This window comes from Chryseomicrobium aureum (assembly GCF_043182735.1).
GTDB lineage: Bacteria > Bacillota > Bacilli > Bacillales_A > Planococcaceae > Chryseomicrobium > Chryseomicrobium aureum.
Window position 1 is genome coordinate 2,292,194 of sequence record NZ_CP171117.1, and the last position, 14,717, is coordinate 2,306,910.

The window sequence follows — 14,717 nt, forward strand, 5'->3', positions numbered from 1 at the left end:
CACCTCCTAGAATTAATTTAACCCTATACATAATGGCTCGTTAAAGGTCTCAATACTTTCCACCAATCCGTGATTGAATAAACAACCTTGATGTCAAAGTAACATTCATCCTCGCCAAATCATTCGGAGTTATAACAATTTCAACAAAACGACCTCTTAAAATTTTTCCATCTGCATCTTTTTGTAGATACGGTATCAAATCTATATTCTCAGCACTTAAAGCACTAATTGGAACCGTGTTTCCATCTACTTTAATAGTAACTGATGTTGGCAAGGTTGGATATTCGAAAATACCATGAAGAATCGGATGATTATGAGATGGTACATTCACTTCAAATTCATGATCGTGAGGCTCGATTGCAGGAATAATGTAATCATGTGTATGGTCAGGAACTTCAGGTATTTCAAATAAGTGTTGGTGTGTACCACTCGCTCCCTCTGTGTAATAAGTGAGTCCTGCGGCCGTATCACTGCCAGCTCTTATTTCAAGACCGTTATGCGCTACTAATATAACGTTAGAATCCGGGTTGGGATCTACACCATAACCTACAGCAGAAAACATTGCGTGCCTATGATCGCCACCGGCGGCTGATGTTTTTGAAGTACTCGGTCTATTACCACCCGCTGCACTGGATTGTGACTTACTTTCTACTGCTCCACCACTTGAGCTAGTAGAGCTAATGACTGCTGCCCCTCCACCTTCAATACCTTTAGAATAGGCACGGTATTTTAGAGTCTCAAACGTTAACAACATCGAGTTTATGTTTACGACGTCTTCTGGTAAATGAAAGCGGATAATCGCCGGGTAATTTTGATCGCACTCTCCAACAAAGTCCCTGCTATCAATGTTGGTAGCCCCCTGTGAATACACTTCATTAACTAGCTGTTTTTTCTGCAGATCAGCTATTGTCATATTTATAGCATTGATCTTATCTCCAAGCTCCAAATTTAACTGTTCAGGAGAACCATATACATCAGATTTCTCATAGACTTCTACTCTCATCTCAATATCGGTTGAAGTATCTAAGTCGAACACTCCTATAACATCTCCTACAGAGAAACGACCAAGATCATATTGATCTACTAACGAATAGTCGATAGCATTGATTGTCGCGGAGCGGATTGGTTCACTGTATTTATCCAAAAAGGATTGTGCAGTAGCTTTGAGTGGTTCCGGTTCTTCAAAACGAGTATCAACAAAAATCTTGTTGATGATGCCGTACTTTGCTTCAGCTGTAGCGTTTTTGAGATAAGGAATTCCGTTGTTTATTTTGGAGATATTGACTTTATTGACGCCTTCTCCTGAGCCAATTGGAAATATCCTAGTGAAAAGACTGCTCGGGTCTTCCTTCAATTCAATGCCTTTCAAGTTCTTACCTGCTACAATTACATCTTTAACCACATTGGAAGGTTGAAGTAGATTCAATTTAAATGGATAAACCGAATCATCCCATGTCCATTGATACGGGACGTCAAAAGGTTTTGGAACACTCATGATAGCATTCAACAAGCTGTCCTCATTCTCCCAGGCATAATGAAAGAATCGATTTATAGAAACGGTGCCGACTTCCCAATGATTAGTTTCCTGTTGTTCTAATAAGAAAGACAACACAGTTGCAGTATCGAAGTTACTTATTTGATGGTACTGATACAAAATATCGTTATGCAATAAACTCAATACATGCTCGCATTCAAATGAAATTTGACGAGTATTTAAATTTTTAGTCGTTCTTTTGGGATTCACTACGAAACGTCCGATTCTCTCACCATGATCATAGAGAACTATATGATATTTGGGTAAAACCAGAGACGCTTTTGAGTCTTTCAAAGGCAAAGTGAATCGACAGGTCCATAATCCATTCTTTTTTTTCTTATATCCTATGGAACTGGCATTATTTAAAACAGCTATAAGGTTGCCTTGTAGATCAATTAGTTCTGGAACTCTTTTCAGTTTCATATCACACCAACTTTCTCACAAAAAATAAAAGCACCCTCTATGGGTGCCAGTCTATTGCACATGAAATTTTTTAAATGCTTGTTTCTTCCTCTCCTCTGAAACGGTGGTATAGACGAGCGTAGTTGCAGGGTTGCTGTGCCCGAGTAGATGTTGTAGATCTGCAAGTTCTATACCAGAGTCCATGGACAGATTAGCGAATGTATGGCGCAATACATGAGGAGTCAACTTCTTGTCGATTCCAGATGCTTTCTCCACCTTATCGATTTCGTCTTGTATAGATGAATTCGCTATCCTTCTAAATGGTCGCCTTTGCGTCACAAAAAGGGCATCACATTCATCGGTACGACTATTAAGGTATTTATTCAAATGGTAGAGGGCTTTAAATGAGAGATATACAACCCTTTCCTTGTTTCCCTTTCCAATAACTTTCGCGCTCATCGACTGGTGATTGATGTCTGCTCTATCCAAGCTCCTCAACTCACTCAGTCGACAACCTGTAGAATAAAAGACCTCTATCATAGCCCTCTGTCTTAAAGTATTGCATGATTCTCTGACCTTCTCTAACTCTGCTATGTTTAGGCCCTTCGGATTTCTCTTTTCTACCTTAGGAGATTTTATCTTCAAGGTTGGTGATCGCAATAGCATATCCTCCCTCACTAGCCACTCAAAGAAACTATTCAAGGTTGTGAGCTTGGTACTGATCGTACTTCTTTTGTTTTGATTAAAACTCGCTAAAAAGGCTCTAATATCTTGAGTTGTCACTTGAGTTGCAGCCTTTTTTGTGAAGTTCCAGAATTGACGCAAGATGTAGTAATAAGACGATAAAGTATCCTGTGATGCTCCTTCTAGTTCTTTAGCTGACAAGAACATCATTACCTTCTCTTCAATGTCCGTTTCCATGTCAATCTGGCTTTTGATTTCAATTGAATAATTTGCTAAAACATCTTCTAATCGACGAGCAAGTTTTTGCTCATCAATTCCAGGAGCTAATGTCAAAACATGTACATTCAGTTCGTGAAATAACTTTTTCGAATCATTCATACTTACACCCCTTTATATATTTTATATAAATTATATAATAAAGGAACATTCGTTCTCTGTCAATTCATAGCTATATAATTTATACTATTTATATAATGTATATAGGAGGTGAAGTGATGAACGAAAAAGTAGAGAAGGAAAAGATACTTTTACTTCTAGATCCAGAGACTGTCAAACGAATTGAAAATTATTGGCACGAAAAAGGTTTTAAAAGCAGAACAGAAGCAATTCGAAATTTAATAGATATAGCATTAGAAAAAGAGCAGCAGGGTTAAACCTGTTGCTCTTTTTTATATCTTAGCGTCCACTCGATGTGGACAGTAAGATATGATTCTATCAAATTTTCATTGCCGGGCTTAATGACCCTATGCCTTATAGCTCAAACGATTTCAACCAGTACCAATACGTATCAGCAACCTGCCAATATCCGCTTAACACAGGATGCACACCGCCGTTAGCGACTGGACTTGCATAGGTTTCGCTGTTACGTGCGTTAACGGCTGTTTGCTCGATGCCGTAATTGTAACGGGTATCAATGTTTACGTTAAGCGGAATCAAGTAAATCAATTCTGCTTCTCTGCCCTTGAATGAAGCGATCAGTTTTCTGACCCATAGCATGTTATTGCGCTTGTACCGTGTGCGAGTTTGCCCGCTGTTATACGCCTTGCCAAACGCATCTTGACTGTAGTTAGGTGGGATGGTAACAGCGATACCGATTTTGATTGTTGAGCTATATGCTTTAATACTGGCAATCATCGTGTCATAGCGTGATTTAATCAGTTCGATTTCCGCATTAACCGCTTCGTCGGTAGTAAGGCTGAACACGTCGTTAATGCCTAGATTGATCACCACGTAGTCAGGAACCGCTATACTGCTGTTGCTCATGTAATAACTGAAATCGAACGTTGAAGTCGCTGGATTTAAGAAGGCGTTCACTGTCGCACCGATTGAGGCGTTTTCCAAATAATTCTTCGCTGTCCAACCGCTGCGCCCTTCGTGATTGTTTGGCGATGCTCCGAGCGTACCCAACGATTCAACGCCCATTACATCGGACGAGAAGTTTTCGAGCAGTTTGCGTGAAACCAAGTTATTCACGGATACACCACTTTCATTTAACCCCTGCGAATTTACCGTACTATCGCCAATCGTCAACATTCGTTTCGTGATTCCAGAGCCTACACTCGTTGCGGAAACAATGACCGTAGTATCGGCAGATGCCACAAGCTTTCCGTTTTTGTAAACGTTGATCGTGACAGGTCTGCTTTCCGCAACGTCCGGCACAAAACGCCACACATGCCCCAGTTGCATCCCTTTACTGCTCACCACCTCGAAATCATAATCTGTATCTTTTCCGCTAATGATATTGTCAAAGTAGATGTTTACTTCTTTTCCGACTAATCCGTATAGTTTGCTAGGTAAGTTTAAAACAACATCTTCTCCTATATCGCTTGTGATAAGTTTAGGGAATTTTATCCCAAAAGATTCATAAGAAGTCTTAATTGAGCCAGCTTCAAACTGTTGTGTCTCTGGAGAAGTGGTGAAAGAGAAACGAATAAACACCGTGTTAGAAGGTGTGGTAATTGGCATGGTGGGATTCAAAATACCACTAATGAAAACTTGGTTTTCGTTATAGAAAGCAATTCGACTGTTAGCATCGTTATCGAACCTATATTGACTGTCAGGAAATACTGAAATGAAATCCGAAACAGTGTGCAAGGCTGATGCTGCCAATGTTCCATCTGCTTGGTTTACATAATAACCACTAGTTGCTACACTTTTATCAAATAAATTTTTACCCAATTGAAGATATTCCGTCTGATTAGCTTTTAATGATCCATTAGGAATATCAGTAGAAGTAAAGGGGTGTTTTTCCGTCACTTCTTTTGGAATCACCTCATAGAATGCTTCAAAATCACTAGATACATTACCTTTTTCAAATTGAAAAATATTTATATGCGCTTTTAGCACAGTCATCCTTGTATAACGAACGTTTGCAGGGATAGTAATAACCCTCGGAGATTCAGGAGTTGCTGAAGCTTCCATTCCACTGACATAATTTTTATTCACATCGTAATAAGCTAAATGATAAGAGTATTTTTGGACATACTCAGCACCGCTTTCTACTGGCATAAAATCACTCGCATAATAACTAGTACTTGTATCAAGAGCCCCTGTCACACTATTCACGAATTTATCAATAACCGCTTTACTTTTATCAAAAAGATTCTTTCCTGTTTTGAAAAAAGAAGCATTCTCTGGCTTTACGTTTTTATATCCTAACACAGCGTTGATTTGTCCGGGTGCTAGTCCTTGAATGACTGATCTATCTGTTTCATTGAAGTTATTAAGAGACAAATTTGTTGTATCTTTATCAAGCTTATCGTCCAACTGTGCGGTAAGATTCTGATTCTCCGCATCCAATCGTGCTTTCAATGTTGGATATGCTGTCCCCTCCACAGGTACACGAGCTTGCGCGGCTTCAACTGATGAATCACCTTCAATCACGATAGTGTCCAATTGTTCTTGCGTGTTGACTGAATTACTTAAAGCTTGAGTTGCTTTCGTGTCGGCATTAGTCGATAGTGTTTCAGCAGTATTAGCGGCTTCAATCGCACTGTTTAACTTGTCCGTTCCTTGCTTTAGATTATCGCTATATTTAATCTTTTCTGCGGGCATCTACCTCACTCCTTATCCATTCCAAATATCTTTATAATCAAAAGAGACCACTAAATTAAGGCCGGTCCCATTAACTGTGGTTATGTTGTCTCCTGGCAATAGATATGAGTACATCCAATCACCTGAATAGATCGCATTAACACCATTCTTTAAAATCACTTTTTCTTTGAAATCAATAAGCCACGTGGTATTACTAAAAGTCCCTAGATTCAATTGTTTTCCGCCTATTACAATCACAACATTTGTTCCAGAACCCATTACATGAAGTATAGGTTGCAAGGCATGTCCCATCACTTCTATATTCATACTTCCGGGACTAGTGAAATTTTGGCTTAAACTCGATGCCTCATGGCCATATGTGTAAGTGGTTGAGGCAAATGTTAACTCTTCGTTCCCCCAAGTCACATCTTGACTTGATACAATGGCTTTTGCATACCCTTCAGCGCAGAGAAGGTTTAAGACAAAATATCCTATCACCCTCACATCTCTGGTCGGAACAATGCCACCTTGATATCGCACTGTATAAAATTTGTCTGGTTCGTATCCAAAAACAAGTGGCATTTCTCTTGCGTTTCCATACTCATCTTTAAGAAAATTTGTAAACCTACGTAAGATTTCTTGAAGTTCATATTCATCGTCCGTTACGGATTGGAGCCGTAAACCAAATAATATGGGGCCTGAATCCATACCGAAGTCGAGTACACCATTTCTCCCGTCGACAGTCGTTAATCGGTCTCGAGTAACTGCGGCCATCGGATGATCGGCAGCATCTTTTAGACTTAGTCCAAAGTCTCCGATTTCGATACCATCCAAATGGATATCATAAGGATTCATCAAAAATCCCCCCTTGAACTTTCAAATGTTTTATCGTATTGGAATGCAGAGATATGGGGTTCAATATCCCGTGCCACTTCTTTCGTATCTAAATAGACCTTTGCATTCAGACCGCTTGATAGTGATTGATAGATACTCGACAAAATGGTCAATAGTTCTTCATCTGAACTACTGCCAGCTCTTTGATTCGTAAACCCTGCATCTACCATTCTCATTAGGTTGGCTTGTTGAGCTTCAGTAAGAACCCACTCGTTCTTTAACAATCTGACGTCTACTTCGTTATGCTGTGGCATTCTCTGTAAGTCAGGAAGCAGACTGTTAGGAAATCCTCCTGAATGCAACTTTCCTGAAGGCCCTTCTACACGCCCACCTGAATGTCGCTGCAGTGTCGGTCTGTTAATGGATGAACCGCCGTTTTGAACGTACACCGTCTTCGTGATGGATTGCCCTAATAACCGATTCATTTCCACTGCTGCACCGTTGATTGATAATACTTTCCGTCTAGCGGCCTCAAGACTACCTATCTTGTCATTGATGGCACCTACGGCATCACGATACTCACTGGTATTTTTTTCAGCTGCAGAAGAGTTGGCGTCAATCTTCCGTTTTTCTTCCTGCAATTTAGAGATAGCTGTATCGATAGCATTCAATTCTTCACCTTTTTTGGCGTTAATTCCGACTTGAGCCAACTGCAATTCGACCATCTTTTGCTTTGTTTCGTCGAGCAATCCAATAGCCTGTTCAATCTTAATTTTTTCTTCTTCTTTTTTAAGTATTAGATTGGCCTGTTCAGCCTGCTCATCCTTTATAAATCGGACCTTTTCTTGTTGCCCTGTCATCAATAACTCAAGTCTTTGAATCTCTGCGAGATCATTGTCTTTCTTGGCTTGCTCATATTGACGTTCTAAGCTAGCTGATTCTGCCTCAGCCTCACTAAGTTTAAATGCCAGTTCAATCCCTCTTTCACGGGCGGCATTAATGTCTTTGATTACTTGCTCCTTCTTTCTTAAGTTCTCCTCTTCATTTGCTTGCGCTTGAGCGAGTTGCGCCTCTAATTCAAGTTCAATCATGCGGATTTTTTCTGCATTCAATCCTTTGGCCGCCTCTGTCGTGTTGACCATGGCGTTTCCTTCTTCTGTGATCCGCAGAGATGTGTCTGGGACTGTTTCAATCAAATCTTTGTTCAGTTGAAGGAACTCGCTGAATTCGTCGTTTGTGAGTCCAGATTTTTCGAGTAAACCATTCTGTTCTTCCTTCAATCGTGACAATATTTCTGGATTTGCTGTTTGATTCATGAGTGAATTAAGATCAACAAATCGGTCAAGTTCATCCGATGATAATTTCATTTTTTGGTTCAATTGATCGTATCGAGTAATGCTAGTCTCTAATGCCTGTTGCTCTTCAATTAGAGCATTTGCATGTTCAAGTGATACCTCAGTTGCATCACGTTGACTCAATGCCGCCGCACCAATAGCACCCGCTAATAATGAAACCCCTACAATGGCTGCACCAACGGGAGTAGCTGTGAAAGCTAACAATGCGAGACTTAGTTTACCCACAGTGGCAAGTGTCGTTGCAACCGCGGCAGTGATTGCAATGAATGAACCTGTCACCATAATTGATTTTCCATCGATTTCATTGAATTTGTTCACTAGTTCTCCAGCCGCATCAACCGCGTCTCTGAAGATTGGTAAGAATGAATCTCCTACCTTGATACCTAATGTTTCTAAGGCACCTTGAAATTCTTCAAAAGAACCTGCAAAGTTATCCATCATCACATCAGCCGCGTCTTTAGCCGCTCCTTCCGAGTTACGAAGTGCATCGGTAAACTCGTCCAGCTGATCGACTCCACCTTCTAGGATGGAGACCATACCCGATGCCGCCTCAGAACCAACAAGTTTTGCAATCGTTGCAAGTTTCTCAGCCTTGGTCATTCCTTCAGTCGCTTTGGTCAAGTCTCCAATAATCTCTGACAGAGACTTAGACTCACCGTTTGCATCACGCATCGAAAACCCTAGTTTCTCCATAATCTTGGCCTGCGCTTCAGCGGGGTTGTTGAGTGAAATCAATATTTGACGAAGTGAGGTACCTGCTTGAGAACCTTCAAGACCAGCGTTGGTCATGATTCCGATTGCGGCCGCCACTTCTTCCATGCTGATACCAAGTGAATTGGCGATTGGTGCCGCGTATTTAAAGGCATATCCCATATCCTCTACACCCGCCGCTGATACATTTGCCGTCATAGCTAGTACATCAGCCACCCGAGAAGCTTCAGAGGCTTCAAGTTGAAATGCGTTGAGAGCTGCAGCCACAATTCCTGAAGTAACAGCCAAGTCACTTCCTGCTGCTTCGGCCGCAGAGATCACACCTGGCATAGCTGCCATAATCTCGTTAACACTAAACCCCATTGCCGCCATATCTTCCATACCTTTAGCAACTTCACTTGCTGATTTAGAAGTTGTCGCTCCAAGTCTCAAGGCTTCTTCTTTCAAACTCTTAAATTCTGTTTCTGTTGCACCAGAGATAGCTTTCACACGACTCATCTGCTTCTCAAAGTCGGCAGCAGTAACAGCGGCTACTGCAATGGCTCCTGATACTGCGGCAAATACGGTTGCGCCTGCTGTTTGGATTCGGCCGAAATCCTCGTTCACTTGCTTACTGGACCCGGACATATTTCCAAGCTCATCTCTCGCTTCTTTCAATTTGCCTTTCATCTCTTCAATTTCCATGGTGATTCGACCTTTTAAATTACCAATGGACTTGTCCGCCATACGATTACCCCCTTCCTCCGCTCATAGCACGCAATTGCTCTACCCTGTCACGATTGAACTGATTGCTTACCTGCTTTGGATTCAATATTTCGATAAACTGTTTGTATTCCTTGTCCTCCATCGTTCGCTGATTGGAAGCAATGAGCAGTTTGAGTTGCAAAATACGTTCTTGTGTTTCCTTTTCTGCTTTAAGTTTCAACAATTGTGGAATATCGACCATATAGTACTTCTCTTCAATGTCCTTTTGACTTACCCCTAGAAGTGATGATGCTCTCAACAGGAATTCATCGATACTTAATGCCTTCTCTTTGGTTACAGCTGACCTTGGAGAAGGCTTTTCAGGTTTTTTGGAAGTGTATCCAATCGATTCTTCTTGATAGTAAGTGCGAAATACTCGACCAACTCATCAAGTCCGACTTGATTTGTTAAGTAGTCCTCTTCAATACCGGTAAGCTTGCTCGTGATCTCGATTACTTCGTCTAAAGCCAAATCAATGCCTTCAACTAGATATACACTTTGCTGTTCTTTAGGAGCCTGCATGATTGTCACAATAAGGCTTGGTAATTTATCAAAACTACCAAATACCAACTTCCAATCCGCAGGTGTGAGTTTTCGAATCTCAGCCTTCTTTTTTCCGAGCGTCACGTAGTTTTTCATAAAGATCGATTTCAATGCATCCATTTATGTTCATCCTCTCAAGACAAATAAAAAACAGGGCTCATTGGCCCCGTTCATAATCAAGCAGTTGTTACAGTTTCATCACCCATGATATAAAGCAATCCCTCTTTCGTGAGGTCAGGGAATCCAACAAAGGTGATATTGGCAATACGTTCATTGTCAGCATTATACGTATACTCTGGATCCGTGATTGGTGTTGCTAGAGGTACCGTGATCCAATCGTTTGGTGTTGCAGCAGGGTCTGTAGGTTTGATGACCAACTTTTCAGCGGTTGACGCCATATTTAGTCCTGCATTCGCCTTAACATCTAGTCGCAACTTTGGTGCTTCTGGTAAAGTTGCATCCGTGTATAAGGTACTGTTTGGGATGACCTTTGCAAGCTTTGGAAGGTCTGATAGCGCAAAGGGAACTGTGACTTGGCATGTGCGTCCTTTAAACACCGATTTGACCACAGTATCTCCGTATTGATCGACTGTGATGTCTTGTTTGGTAGAGGAAGAAGAGAACACTACTCCACCTTTTGTAATGTCAAAGATTGTCGGGCTTGTGTCTCCGAATTCCACGGTAGCTGGACCTAGTGGAACATCGATATATGCAACTGGTGACATGATTAGTTAGCTCCTTTCAGATTGGGTTGTAACTTGAAATTAAAATTCAGTGAATAAGTTGGGCGGTCTCTGAGGTCAAGACCGATTGGAATGGGCATAGAAGACTGGCTTCGACAATAATAGATGGTGTTGGTGCCAATGATAAAATTGGTCTTCTGATCAAAGAAATCAATCAGCCCTTGTGCTAAGGCTTCGGTATCTACGAATTGGTTAGGTGTAGTCTTTGCATTCTTTCCCTTGACCACAATCTGGAATGAAGGAAAACGGATGGGCAGATATTCGTCTGTCGCACCTCCACCGTTTGCAATGACAAACAGGCATGGGAATTTCGTATCTTCTTCAATATCAGGGATAAAGTTAGGTTCTGGATAAACTGAATACCCTAACGTGATCAGGTGCTCTATGAGTTCCTCGGTTTGCATCACTACACCTCCAATTCTTTTGCCAATGTCTCGAGAATCATCTTTTCGTTCATCTCGATTGCATGTTGAAGAAATTTCTTACCTGGACTATAACCTTTGTGAGTCGGCTTGCTCCTTGTCTTTTCACCAGGAGACATAAAGATGACCCTGCCATCTTTTGTCTTACGAAATCCTTCATGTTGCACCATGGCGTAATGCTGAACTTCTGCACTGGCTGTAACACCTAAATCGATGTAAATGGACTGAATGGTTAACATGACTTCTCCGACATCTAGCGCTGCTTCTAGATCCCCATCATCGACAGGTGCTAGTCTACGTGCATCTCCAATGACTGTTATTGCAAGGTCACGTAGCACCCATGTCAAGCGGGCAATCAATCTTCTCTCATATTCCAAGAGTTCTGATTGCATCTCTTCGATACCCTCCCATGAGAATCTGATTGAGTCAGCCATAGACGATGACCTTCTTCACATCGTCCGTACCTAAGAACTTTTTCTTTTCAAAGTGCCTAACTCGAAAAGAAATTTGTTCGGTGGTTTGGTACTTGTAATTGATTTGATCATTCAGACTGACAGCCACATCCCCTTCAATATGGACCTCATATGAGATAGTTACCTCTTCACCGTTAGCCGTGCGAATTCGTTTCTGTTCTTCTATCACCTTGGCGTCGCGAACGACAGGCGGTAACATGATGGGTCGTCCCCAATCATCTTTGCTAGCTTGCACGTGTACGATCGTAGCTGGATAACCAAATAAGCTCATATCAAGCGCCCCCCATAAAGAACAAATTCTTCAGGTGGCTCCTGTTCATCTATCGGTAGACCGAGTAATGCATGAACTTCAGGTGCGACCTTGTCCCGTACAAAATCACCGTAATCCACTCGCTCCCCGTTATCCGTCAGACTCTTCACGCCAAGTCCACTATATTTAAGGACTGGATCCAAACCTTTGATTTCCCAAATGGCTTGATAACCGACAATCTCATCTGTCAGTTCAACATCTGGGTACCATGAATTCAAGTGACGTATAGCTTGGATGAAAGCGACACTTTTTCTTTCGAAATCAGTCCAAACATTCGACTCCAAGTGATTGGCTATCAACCAAGTTTCAACAGATTCTTGTGTGGGCATGATTCACACCCCGCTTTCTATTCGTCTTCTGTTTTTTTACTGGATGATGTATTTTTTTCGTTCTTAGCGGTATCTGTGTCATCTGTTTGAGTGTCAGCAGAACCAGAATCTTTGCCCTTAGACTTCCCGCTGTCAGTCTTAGAGTCAGACTCGACCGGCGCTTCTACAGCTACACCTAGTGTAATCAGACGCTCAGCATCTTCTTTTTTCACATTCCCTAAGGATTCACCGTCTTTATACCATTTACCGTTGTGTTTCACATTTGAGTTTGCTGTGATCTTCATTGAAATTGCCTCCTTGTTAACCAAAAATCCCTTAGAGCCATTTAAGACTCCAAGGGTCACATATTAAAGTACAGTGGCAGCTACAACAGAATCGTTGAGACCAAAAGCAGGGAAGGCAAGGTTGACACCGATTGTCTCCACACGGATTGGATGCTCATTGATTTTGCGGAATACAAAGATTCCGTTCTCGGCAGTCGCTTCTGCTTCAATCTCGTTCATCATTTCTTCAGTTGTCTTAGCCCATAGGTAATCGCCTAGTGGACCATCTGGTAGAAGAACAAAACGATTCTGAGGCATCATACGAACACTAGTGAAAGTAGCACGCCCAGCAGCGGCTGCACGGTTCTCCACTCGCGCTTGCGTATCGTATGCCACGACTGATGGAAGATTGTTTGCCTCGAATAGTGAGTTAAGCTCAGCATCACTTAGTTGTGGCGCTGTTGTGCTACCGTGATAAGCTTGGCGAATCCCTATGTTCTGCTTCAAGTATGAGATTACCTGACGTGATGCTAGTGCACGTGTAAGTTGAACGCCACGATCTGCTGCGCTTTCAACCCACAATTGGATATCTTGCAAAGGCGTTGAGTTTACAGTGTCTGACCAAAGGTCTGTACCGCTCAATACCGGTTTCTGGTCATTTGTATAACCAAAGTCCACTGAGAGTTTTACATCACCTTCAGAATAGGCAACAGCTCCTGTAGAGATTGCCTGCATCGCAATCCATTCCTTCCGGGCACGAATTGCATCAGTTGCATAAGAGACATCATCTAGCTGAGTGCGGCGAATCTGAGCAAGTTCATTTGATCGTAGACCATCCTGCAGTAATAGACGGACCAATTTCTCATCCATCGCTCGGGCACGTTGAATCTTTGGAATCTGCACTCGGCTTTTTACTGAACCTTCACGAGATCCATATTCAGCTTGCGTTCCAAGGTCTCCGATTTGAGCCATTACTGGAAGACGAGACGATTCACGGATCACATCGATTGATAGCTCATCCGTTTCATAGGCAGGAAAGAAAAGGTCTGCTAAATAGCCTTGTTGTGGTGCTAGGTTTCGTGCATATGTCAGTAATTCAGTCTGAGACAAAGCTTGTTCTAAATTTAAAATTTCGTTGGGCATTGAATTCACTCCTCAAGTTGTATTTGATAGGTCCTAGGCAAATTGGATAAATGGCATTTTGCCACGTAATGTAGCATCTACTGTGACTGGCAGACGTTCAGAGATGACTTTTGCCATTTCATAACCCCCTACTACTTCGTCGCCGTCTGTGACATCTACAGTGTGTTTCAGCAATACAGTTGGGTTTTCACTTCCGTCAACACCAGCAGCATTGTATGGTGCATACTTTCCGTTTGCAAGTTTGCCCATCGGCATACCTTTTAACACGACTTTCTTTCCATCCACTTCAGCTACTGCAGCTGAATCAACTGTGATACCATTAACCACCTCACGAATTGCTTCATAAGAGGCTAGGATTTCTACTTCACCTGAAATTTCTGTTTCATGTGGTTGTAAATTCATTTGGTTTTCCTCCTTATCGTTTCCATGGGTCATTTACAGATGCCTGCACCTGTACGCCACGGTTCTGAGCCATTTTTTTGATTGATTCAAGACGATCTTTTTCAGACTGCTTCTTCTTGTTAGAAATGTCAGAACCAAAACCACCCTTGTTAGACTTCTCTAGTAGGTGAGGTTTCTTTTCGCTGAGAGCTTTCAAGGCTTCTTCGACTCCTTCGATTTCGCCTTTTTCGTTCTCTTTCACTTCACTCAGATCAGCAAGTTTAAGCGCGTCTTCATAATCTGCAAAGCCGAGTTCCTTCGCCACTACTTTTACCTCGGACGTCAAAAGACGAGTGAACGTCTTCGCACGCTCTTCTTTCAGTTTTGCATCAATGATTTCGTCTACGTCTGGCGCCTTGTCTTTCTTCTCGTCCTTGCCCTTTGGATCAGCTGGCTCCTCTTTCTTAAGAGCCGCCTGCATCTCCTCGACGGTCTCGAATCCAAGTTGCTTGGCCAATGCTTTCTGACCTGCCTTCTCAGCACGAGAGATACGTTTGTCCAAGTCCTCTTTGTTGTTAAAGACAGCAAAAGGCTTGTCTTCCCCTTTACCTGTACCACCATCAGGATCATCATCTGGGTCAGGGTCGCCGGCAAAGAACTGCAGGTCTAGTTTTAGCGGCGTGTATTCAAAAGACTTGGTTGCTTCGGGTTTGGTAAAGAATGAGAAAACAAGTGCATATAAGACGTAGAACCGATTAAATAACTTCATGTGTATCCTCCTGTTTAAGGTCGTCAGTATGACCATAGATTCCT

At 42.0% G+C, this 14,717-nt stretch carries 17 protein-coding genes; 1 reads left to right on the forward strand and 16 read right to left on the reverse strand.

The genetic code is table 11. From position 1 onward, the window contains the following. Positions 1-49 precede the first annotated feature (49 nt). Together ACF3OH_RS11870 and xerA are read right to left on the reverse strand one after the other, a co-directional pair. Complete coding sequence (locus tag ACF3OH_RS11870; RefSeq protein ID WP_392454800.1) at positions 50-1,957, reverse strand: phage tail spike protein; 1,908 nt, start codon at positions 1,955-1,957, stop codon at positions 50-52. 51 nt (positions 1,958-2,008) lie between these two features. Beyond that, positions 2,009-2,998: a site-specific tyrosine recombinase/integron integrase gene (xerA, locus tag ACF3OH_RS11875; protein ID WP_392454801.1), complete on the reverse strand. Its 990-nt coding sequence runs from the start codon at positions 2,996-2,998 to the stop codon at positions 2,009-2,011. A 116-nt stretch (positions 2,999-3,114) separates the two neighbouring features. On the opposite strand from xerA, the gene ACF3OH_RS11880 reads away from it, so the two are divergent. Beyond that, the gene (locus ACF3OH_RS11880) at positions 3,115-3,273 is read left to right on the forward strand and encodes a hypothetical protein (protein WP_392454802.1); all 159 of its coding nucleotides are present in this window, start codon (positions 3,115-3,117) and stop codon (positions 3,271-3,273) included. A gap of 97 nt (positions 3,274-3,370) precedes the next feature. Here ACF3OH_RS11880 and ACF3OH_RS11885 read toward each other — a convergent pair whose 3' ends face one another. The 14 genes from ACF3OH_RS11885 to ACF3OH_RS11950 all read right to left on the reverse strand — a co-directional run bounded on the left by ACF3OH_RS11885 (position 3,371) and on the right by ACF3OH_RS11950 (position 14,673). After that, on the reverse strand, positions 3,371-5,674 hold the full coding sequence (locus ACF3OH_RS11885) for an SGNH/GDSL hydrolase family protein (RefSeq protein ID WP_392454803.1): 2,304 nt from the start codon (positions 5,672-5,674) through the stop codon (positions 3,371-3,373). A 12-nt stretch (positions 5,675-5,686) separates the two neighbouring features. Next, on the reverse strand, positions 5,687-6,508 hold the full coding sequence (locus tag ACF3OH_RS11890) for a phage tail domain-containing protein (RefSeq protein WP_392454804.1): 822 nt from the start codon (positions 6,506-6,508) through the stop codon (positions 5,687-5,689). Next, positions 6,508-9,279, reverse strand: coding sequence for a phage tail tape measure protein (locus ACF3OH_RS11895; RefSeq protein WP_392454805.1), 2,772 nt, complete (start codon positions 9,277-9,279; stop codon positions 6,508-6,510). Before ACF3OH_RS11895 ends, ACF3OH_RS11890 begins: the two co-directional genes overlap by 1 nt. A gap of 4 nt (positions 9,280-9,283) precedes the next feature. Then, complete coding sequence (locus ACF3OH_RS11900) at positions 9,284-9,499, reverse strand: hypothetical protein (protein ID WP_392454806.1); 216 nt, start codon at positions 9,497-9,499, stop codon at positions 9,284-9,286. 92 nt (positions 9,500-9,591) lie between these two features. Then, positions 9,592-9,960 (reverse strand): hypothetical protein, encoded by a 369-nt coding sequence (locus ACF3OH_RS11905; protein ID WP_392454807.1) that lies wholly within the window; start codon positions 9,958-9,960, stop codon positions 9,592-9,594. A 56-nt stretch (positions 9,961-10,016) separates the two neighbouring features. Beyond that, on the reverse strand, positions 10,017-10,565 hold the full coding sequence (locus ACF3OH_RS11910) for a hypothetical protein (RefSeq protein ID WP_392454808.1): 549 nt from the start codon (positions 10,563-10,565) through the stop codon (positions 10,017-10,019). A 2-nt stretch (positions 10,566-10,567) separates the two neighbouring features. Then, complete coding sequence (locus ACF3OH_RS11915) at positions 10,568-10,987, reverse strand: minor capsid protein (protein WP_392454809.1); 420 nt, start codon at positions 10,985-10,987, stop codon at positions 10,568-10,570. A gap of 2 nt (positions 10,988-10,989) precedes the next feature. Then, positions 10,990-11,439 carry a hypothetical protein gene (locus ACF3OH_RS11920; protein WP_392454810.1) on the reverse strand — a complete coding sequence of 150 codons (450 nt, stop codon included), beginning with the start codon at positions 11,437-11,439 and terminating at the stop codon, positions 10,990-10,992. Then, the gene (locus tag ACF3OH_RS11925; RefSeq protein WP_392454811.1) at positions 11,432-11,749 is read right to left on the reverse strand and encodes a hypothetical protein; all 318 of its coding nucleotides are present in this window, start codon (positions 11,747-11,749) and stop codon (positions 11,432-11,434) included. Before ACF3OH_RS11925 ends, ACF3OH_RS11920 begins: the two co-directional genes overlap by 8 nt. Continuing rightward, the gene (locus ACF3OH_RS11930; protein WP_392454812.1) at positions 11,746-12,117 is read right to left on the reverse strand and encodes a hypothetical protein; all 372 of its coding nucleotides are present in this window, start codon (positions 12,115-12,117) and stop codon (positions 11,746-11,748) included. The genes ACF3OH_RS11925 and ACF3OH_RS11930 overlap by 4 nt, the downstream gene beginning before the upstream one ends. 17 nt (positions 12,118-12,134) lie before the next feature. Further along, positions 12,135-12,401, reverse strand: coding sequence for a hypothetical protein (locus tag ACF3OH_RS11935; RefSeq protein WP_392454813.1), 267 nt, complete (start codon positions 12,399-12,401; stop codon positions 12,135-12,137). Positions 12,402-12,464: 63 nt separating this feature from the next. Then, the gene (locus ACF3OH_RS11940; protein WP_392454814.1) at positions 12,465-13,523 is read right to left on the reverse strand and encodes a major capsid protein; all 1,059 of its coding nucleotides are present in this window, start codon (positions 13,521-13,523) and stop codon (positions 12,465-12,467) included. 33 nt (positions 13,524-13,556) lie between these two features. Further along, on the reverse strand, positions 13,557-13,925 hold the full coding sequence (locus ACF3OH_RS11945; RefSeq protein ID WP_392454815.1) for a head decoration protein: 369 nt from the start codon (positions 13,923-13,925) through the stop codon (positions 13,557-13,559). Between the two features lie 13 nt (positions 13,926-13,938). Next, positions 13,939-14,673, reverse strand: a complete 735-nt coding sequence (locus ACF3OH_RS11950; protein ID WP_392454816.1) for a scaffolding protein — start codon at positions 14,671-14,673, stop codon at positions 13,939-13,941. Between the last annotated feature and the right edge of the window lie 44 nt (positions 14,674-14,717).

Bases quoted from the DNA above. Each gene is read 5' to 3' on its own strand.
- ACF3OH_RS11870 (WP_392454800.1), bottom strand. From the start codon at position 1,957: ATGAAACTGAAAAGAGTTCCAGAACTAATTGATCTACAAGGCAACCTT.
- ACF3OH_RS11920 (WP_392454810.1), bottom strand. From the start codon at position 11,439: ATGGCTGACTCAATCAGATTCTCATGGGAGGGTATCGAAGAGATGCAA.
- ACF3OH_RS11890 (WP_392454804.1), bottom strand. From the start codon at position 6,508: ATGAATCCTTATGATATCCATTTGGATGGTATCGAAATCGGAGACTTT.
- ACF3OH_RS11945 (WP_392454815.1), bottom strand. From the start codon at position 13,925: ATGAATTTACAACCACATGAAACAGAAATTTCAGGTGAAGTAGAAATC.
- ACF3OH_RS11895 (WP_392454805.1), bottom strand. From the start codon at position 9,279: ATGGCGGACAAGTCCATTGGTAATTTAAAAGGTCGAATCACCATGGAA.
- ACF3OH_RS11885 (WP_392454803.1), bottom strand. From the start codon at position 5,674: ATGCCCGCAGAAAAGATTAAATATAGCGATAATCTAAAGCAAGGAACG.
- ACF3OH_RS11935 (WP_392454813.1), bottom strand. From the start codon at position 12,401: ATGAAGATCACAGCAAACTCAAATGTGAAACACAACGGTAAATGGTAT.
- ACF3OH_RS11915 (WP_392454809.1), bottom strand. From the start codon at position 10,987: ATGCAAACCGAGGAACTCATAGAGCACCTGATCACGTTAGGGTATTCA.
- ACF3OH_RS11925 (WP_392454811.1), bottom strand. From the start codon at position 11,749: ATGAGCTTATTTGGTTATCCAGCTACGATCGTACACGTGCAAGCTAGC.
- xerA (WP_392454801.1), bottom strand. From the start codon at position 2,998: ATGAATGATTCGAAAAAGTTATTTCACGAACTGAATGTACATGTTTTG.
- ACF3OH_RS11905 (WP_392454807.1), bottom strand. From the start codon at position 9,960: ATGGATGCATTGAAATCGATCTTTATGAAAAACTACGTGACGCTCGGA.
- ACF3OH_RS11940 (WP_392454814.1), bottom strand. From the start codon at position 13,523: ATGCCCAACGAAATTTTAAATTTAGAACAAGCTTTGTCTCAGACTGAA.
- ACF3OH_RS11880 (WP_392454802.1), top strand. From the start codon at position 3,115: ATGAACGAAAAAGTAGAGAAGGAAAAGATACTTTTACTTCTAGATCCA.
- ACF3OH_RS11910 (WP_392454808.1), bottom strand. From the start codon at position 10,565: ATGTCACCAGTTGCATATATCGATGTTCCACTAGGTCCAGCTACCGTG.
- ACF3OH_RS11930 (WP_392454812.1), bottom strand. From the start codon at position 12,117: ATGCCCACACAAGAATCTGTTGAAACTTGGTTGATAGCCAATCACTTG.
- ACF3OH_RS11950 (WP_392454816.1), bottom strand. From the start codon at position 14,673: ATGAAGTTATTTAATCGGTTCTACGTCTTATATGCACTTGTTTTCTCA.
- ACF3OH_RS11900 (WP_392454806.1), bottom strand. From the start codon at position 9,499: ATGGTCGATATTCCACAATTGTTGAAACTTAAAGCAGAAAAGGAAACA.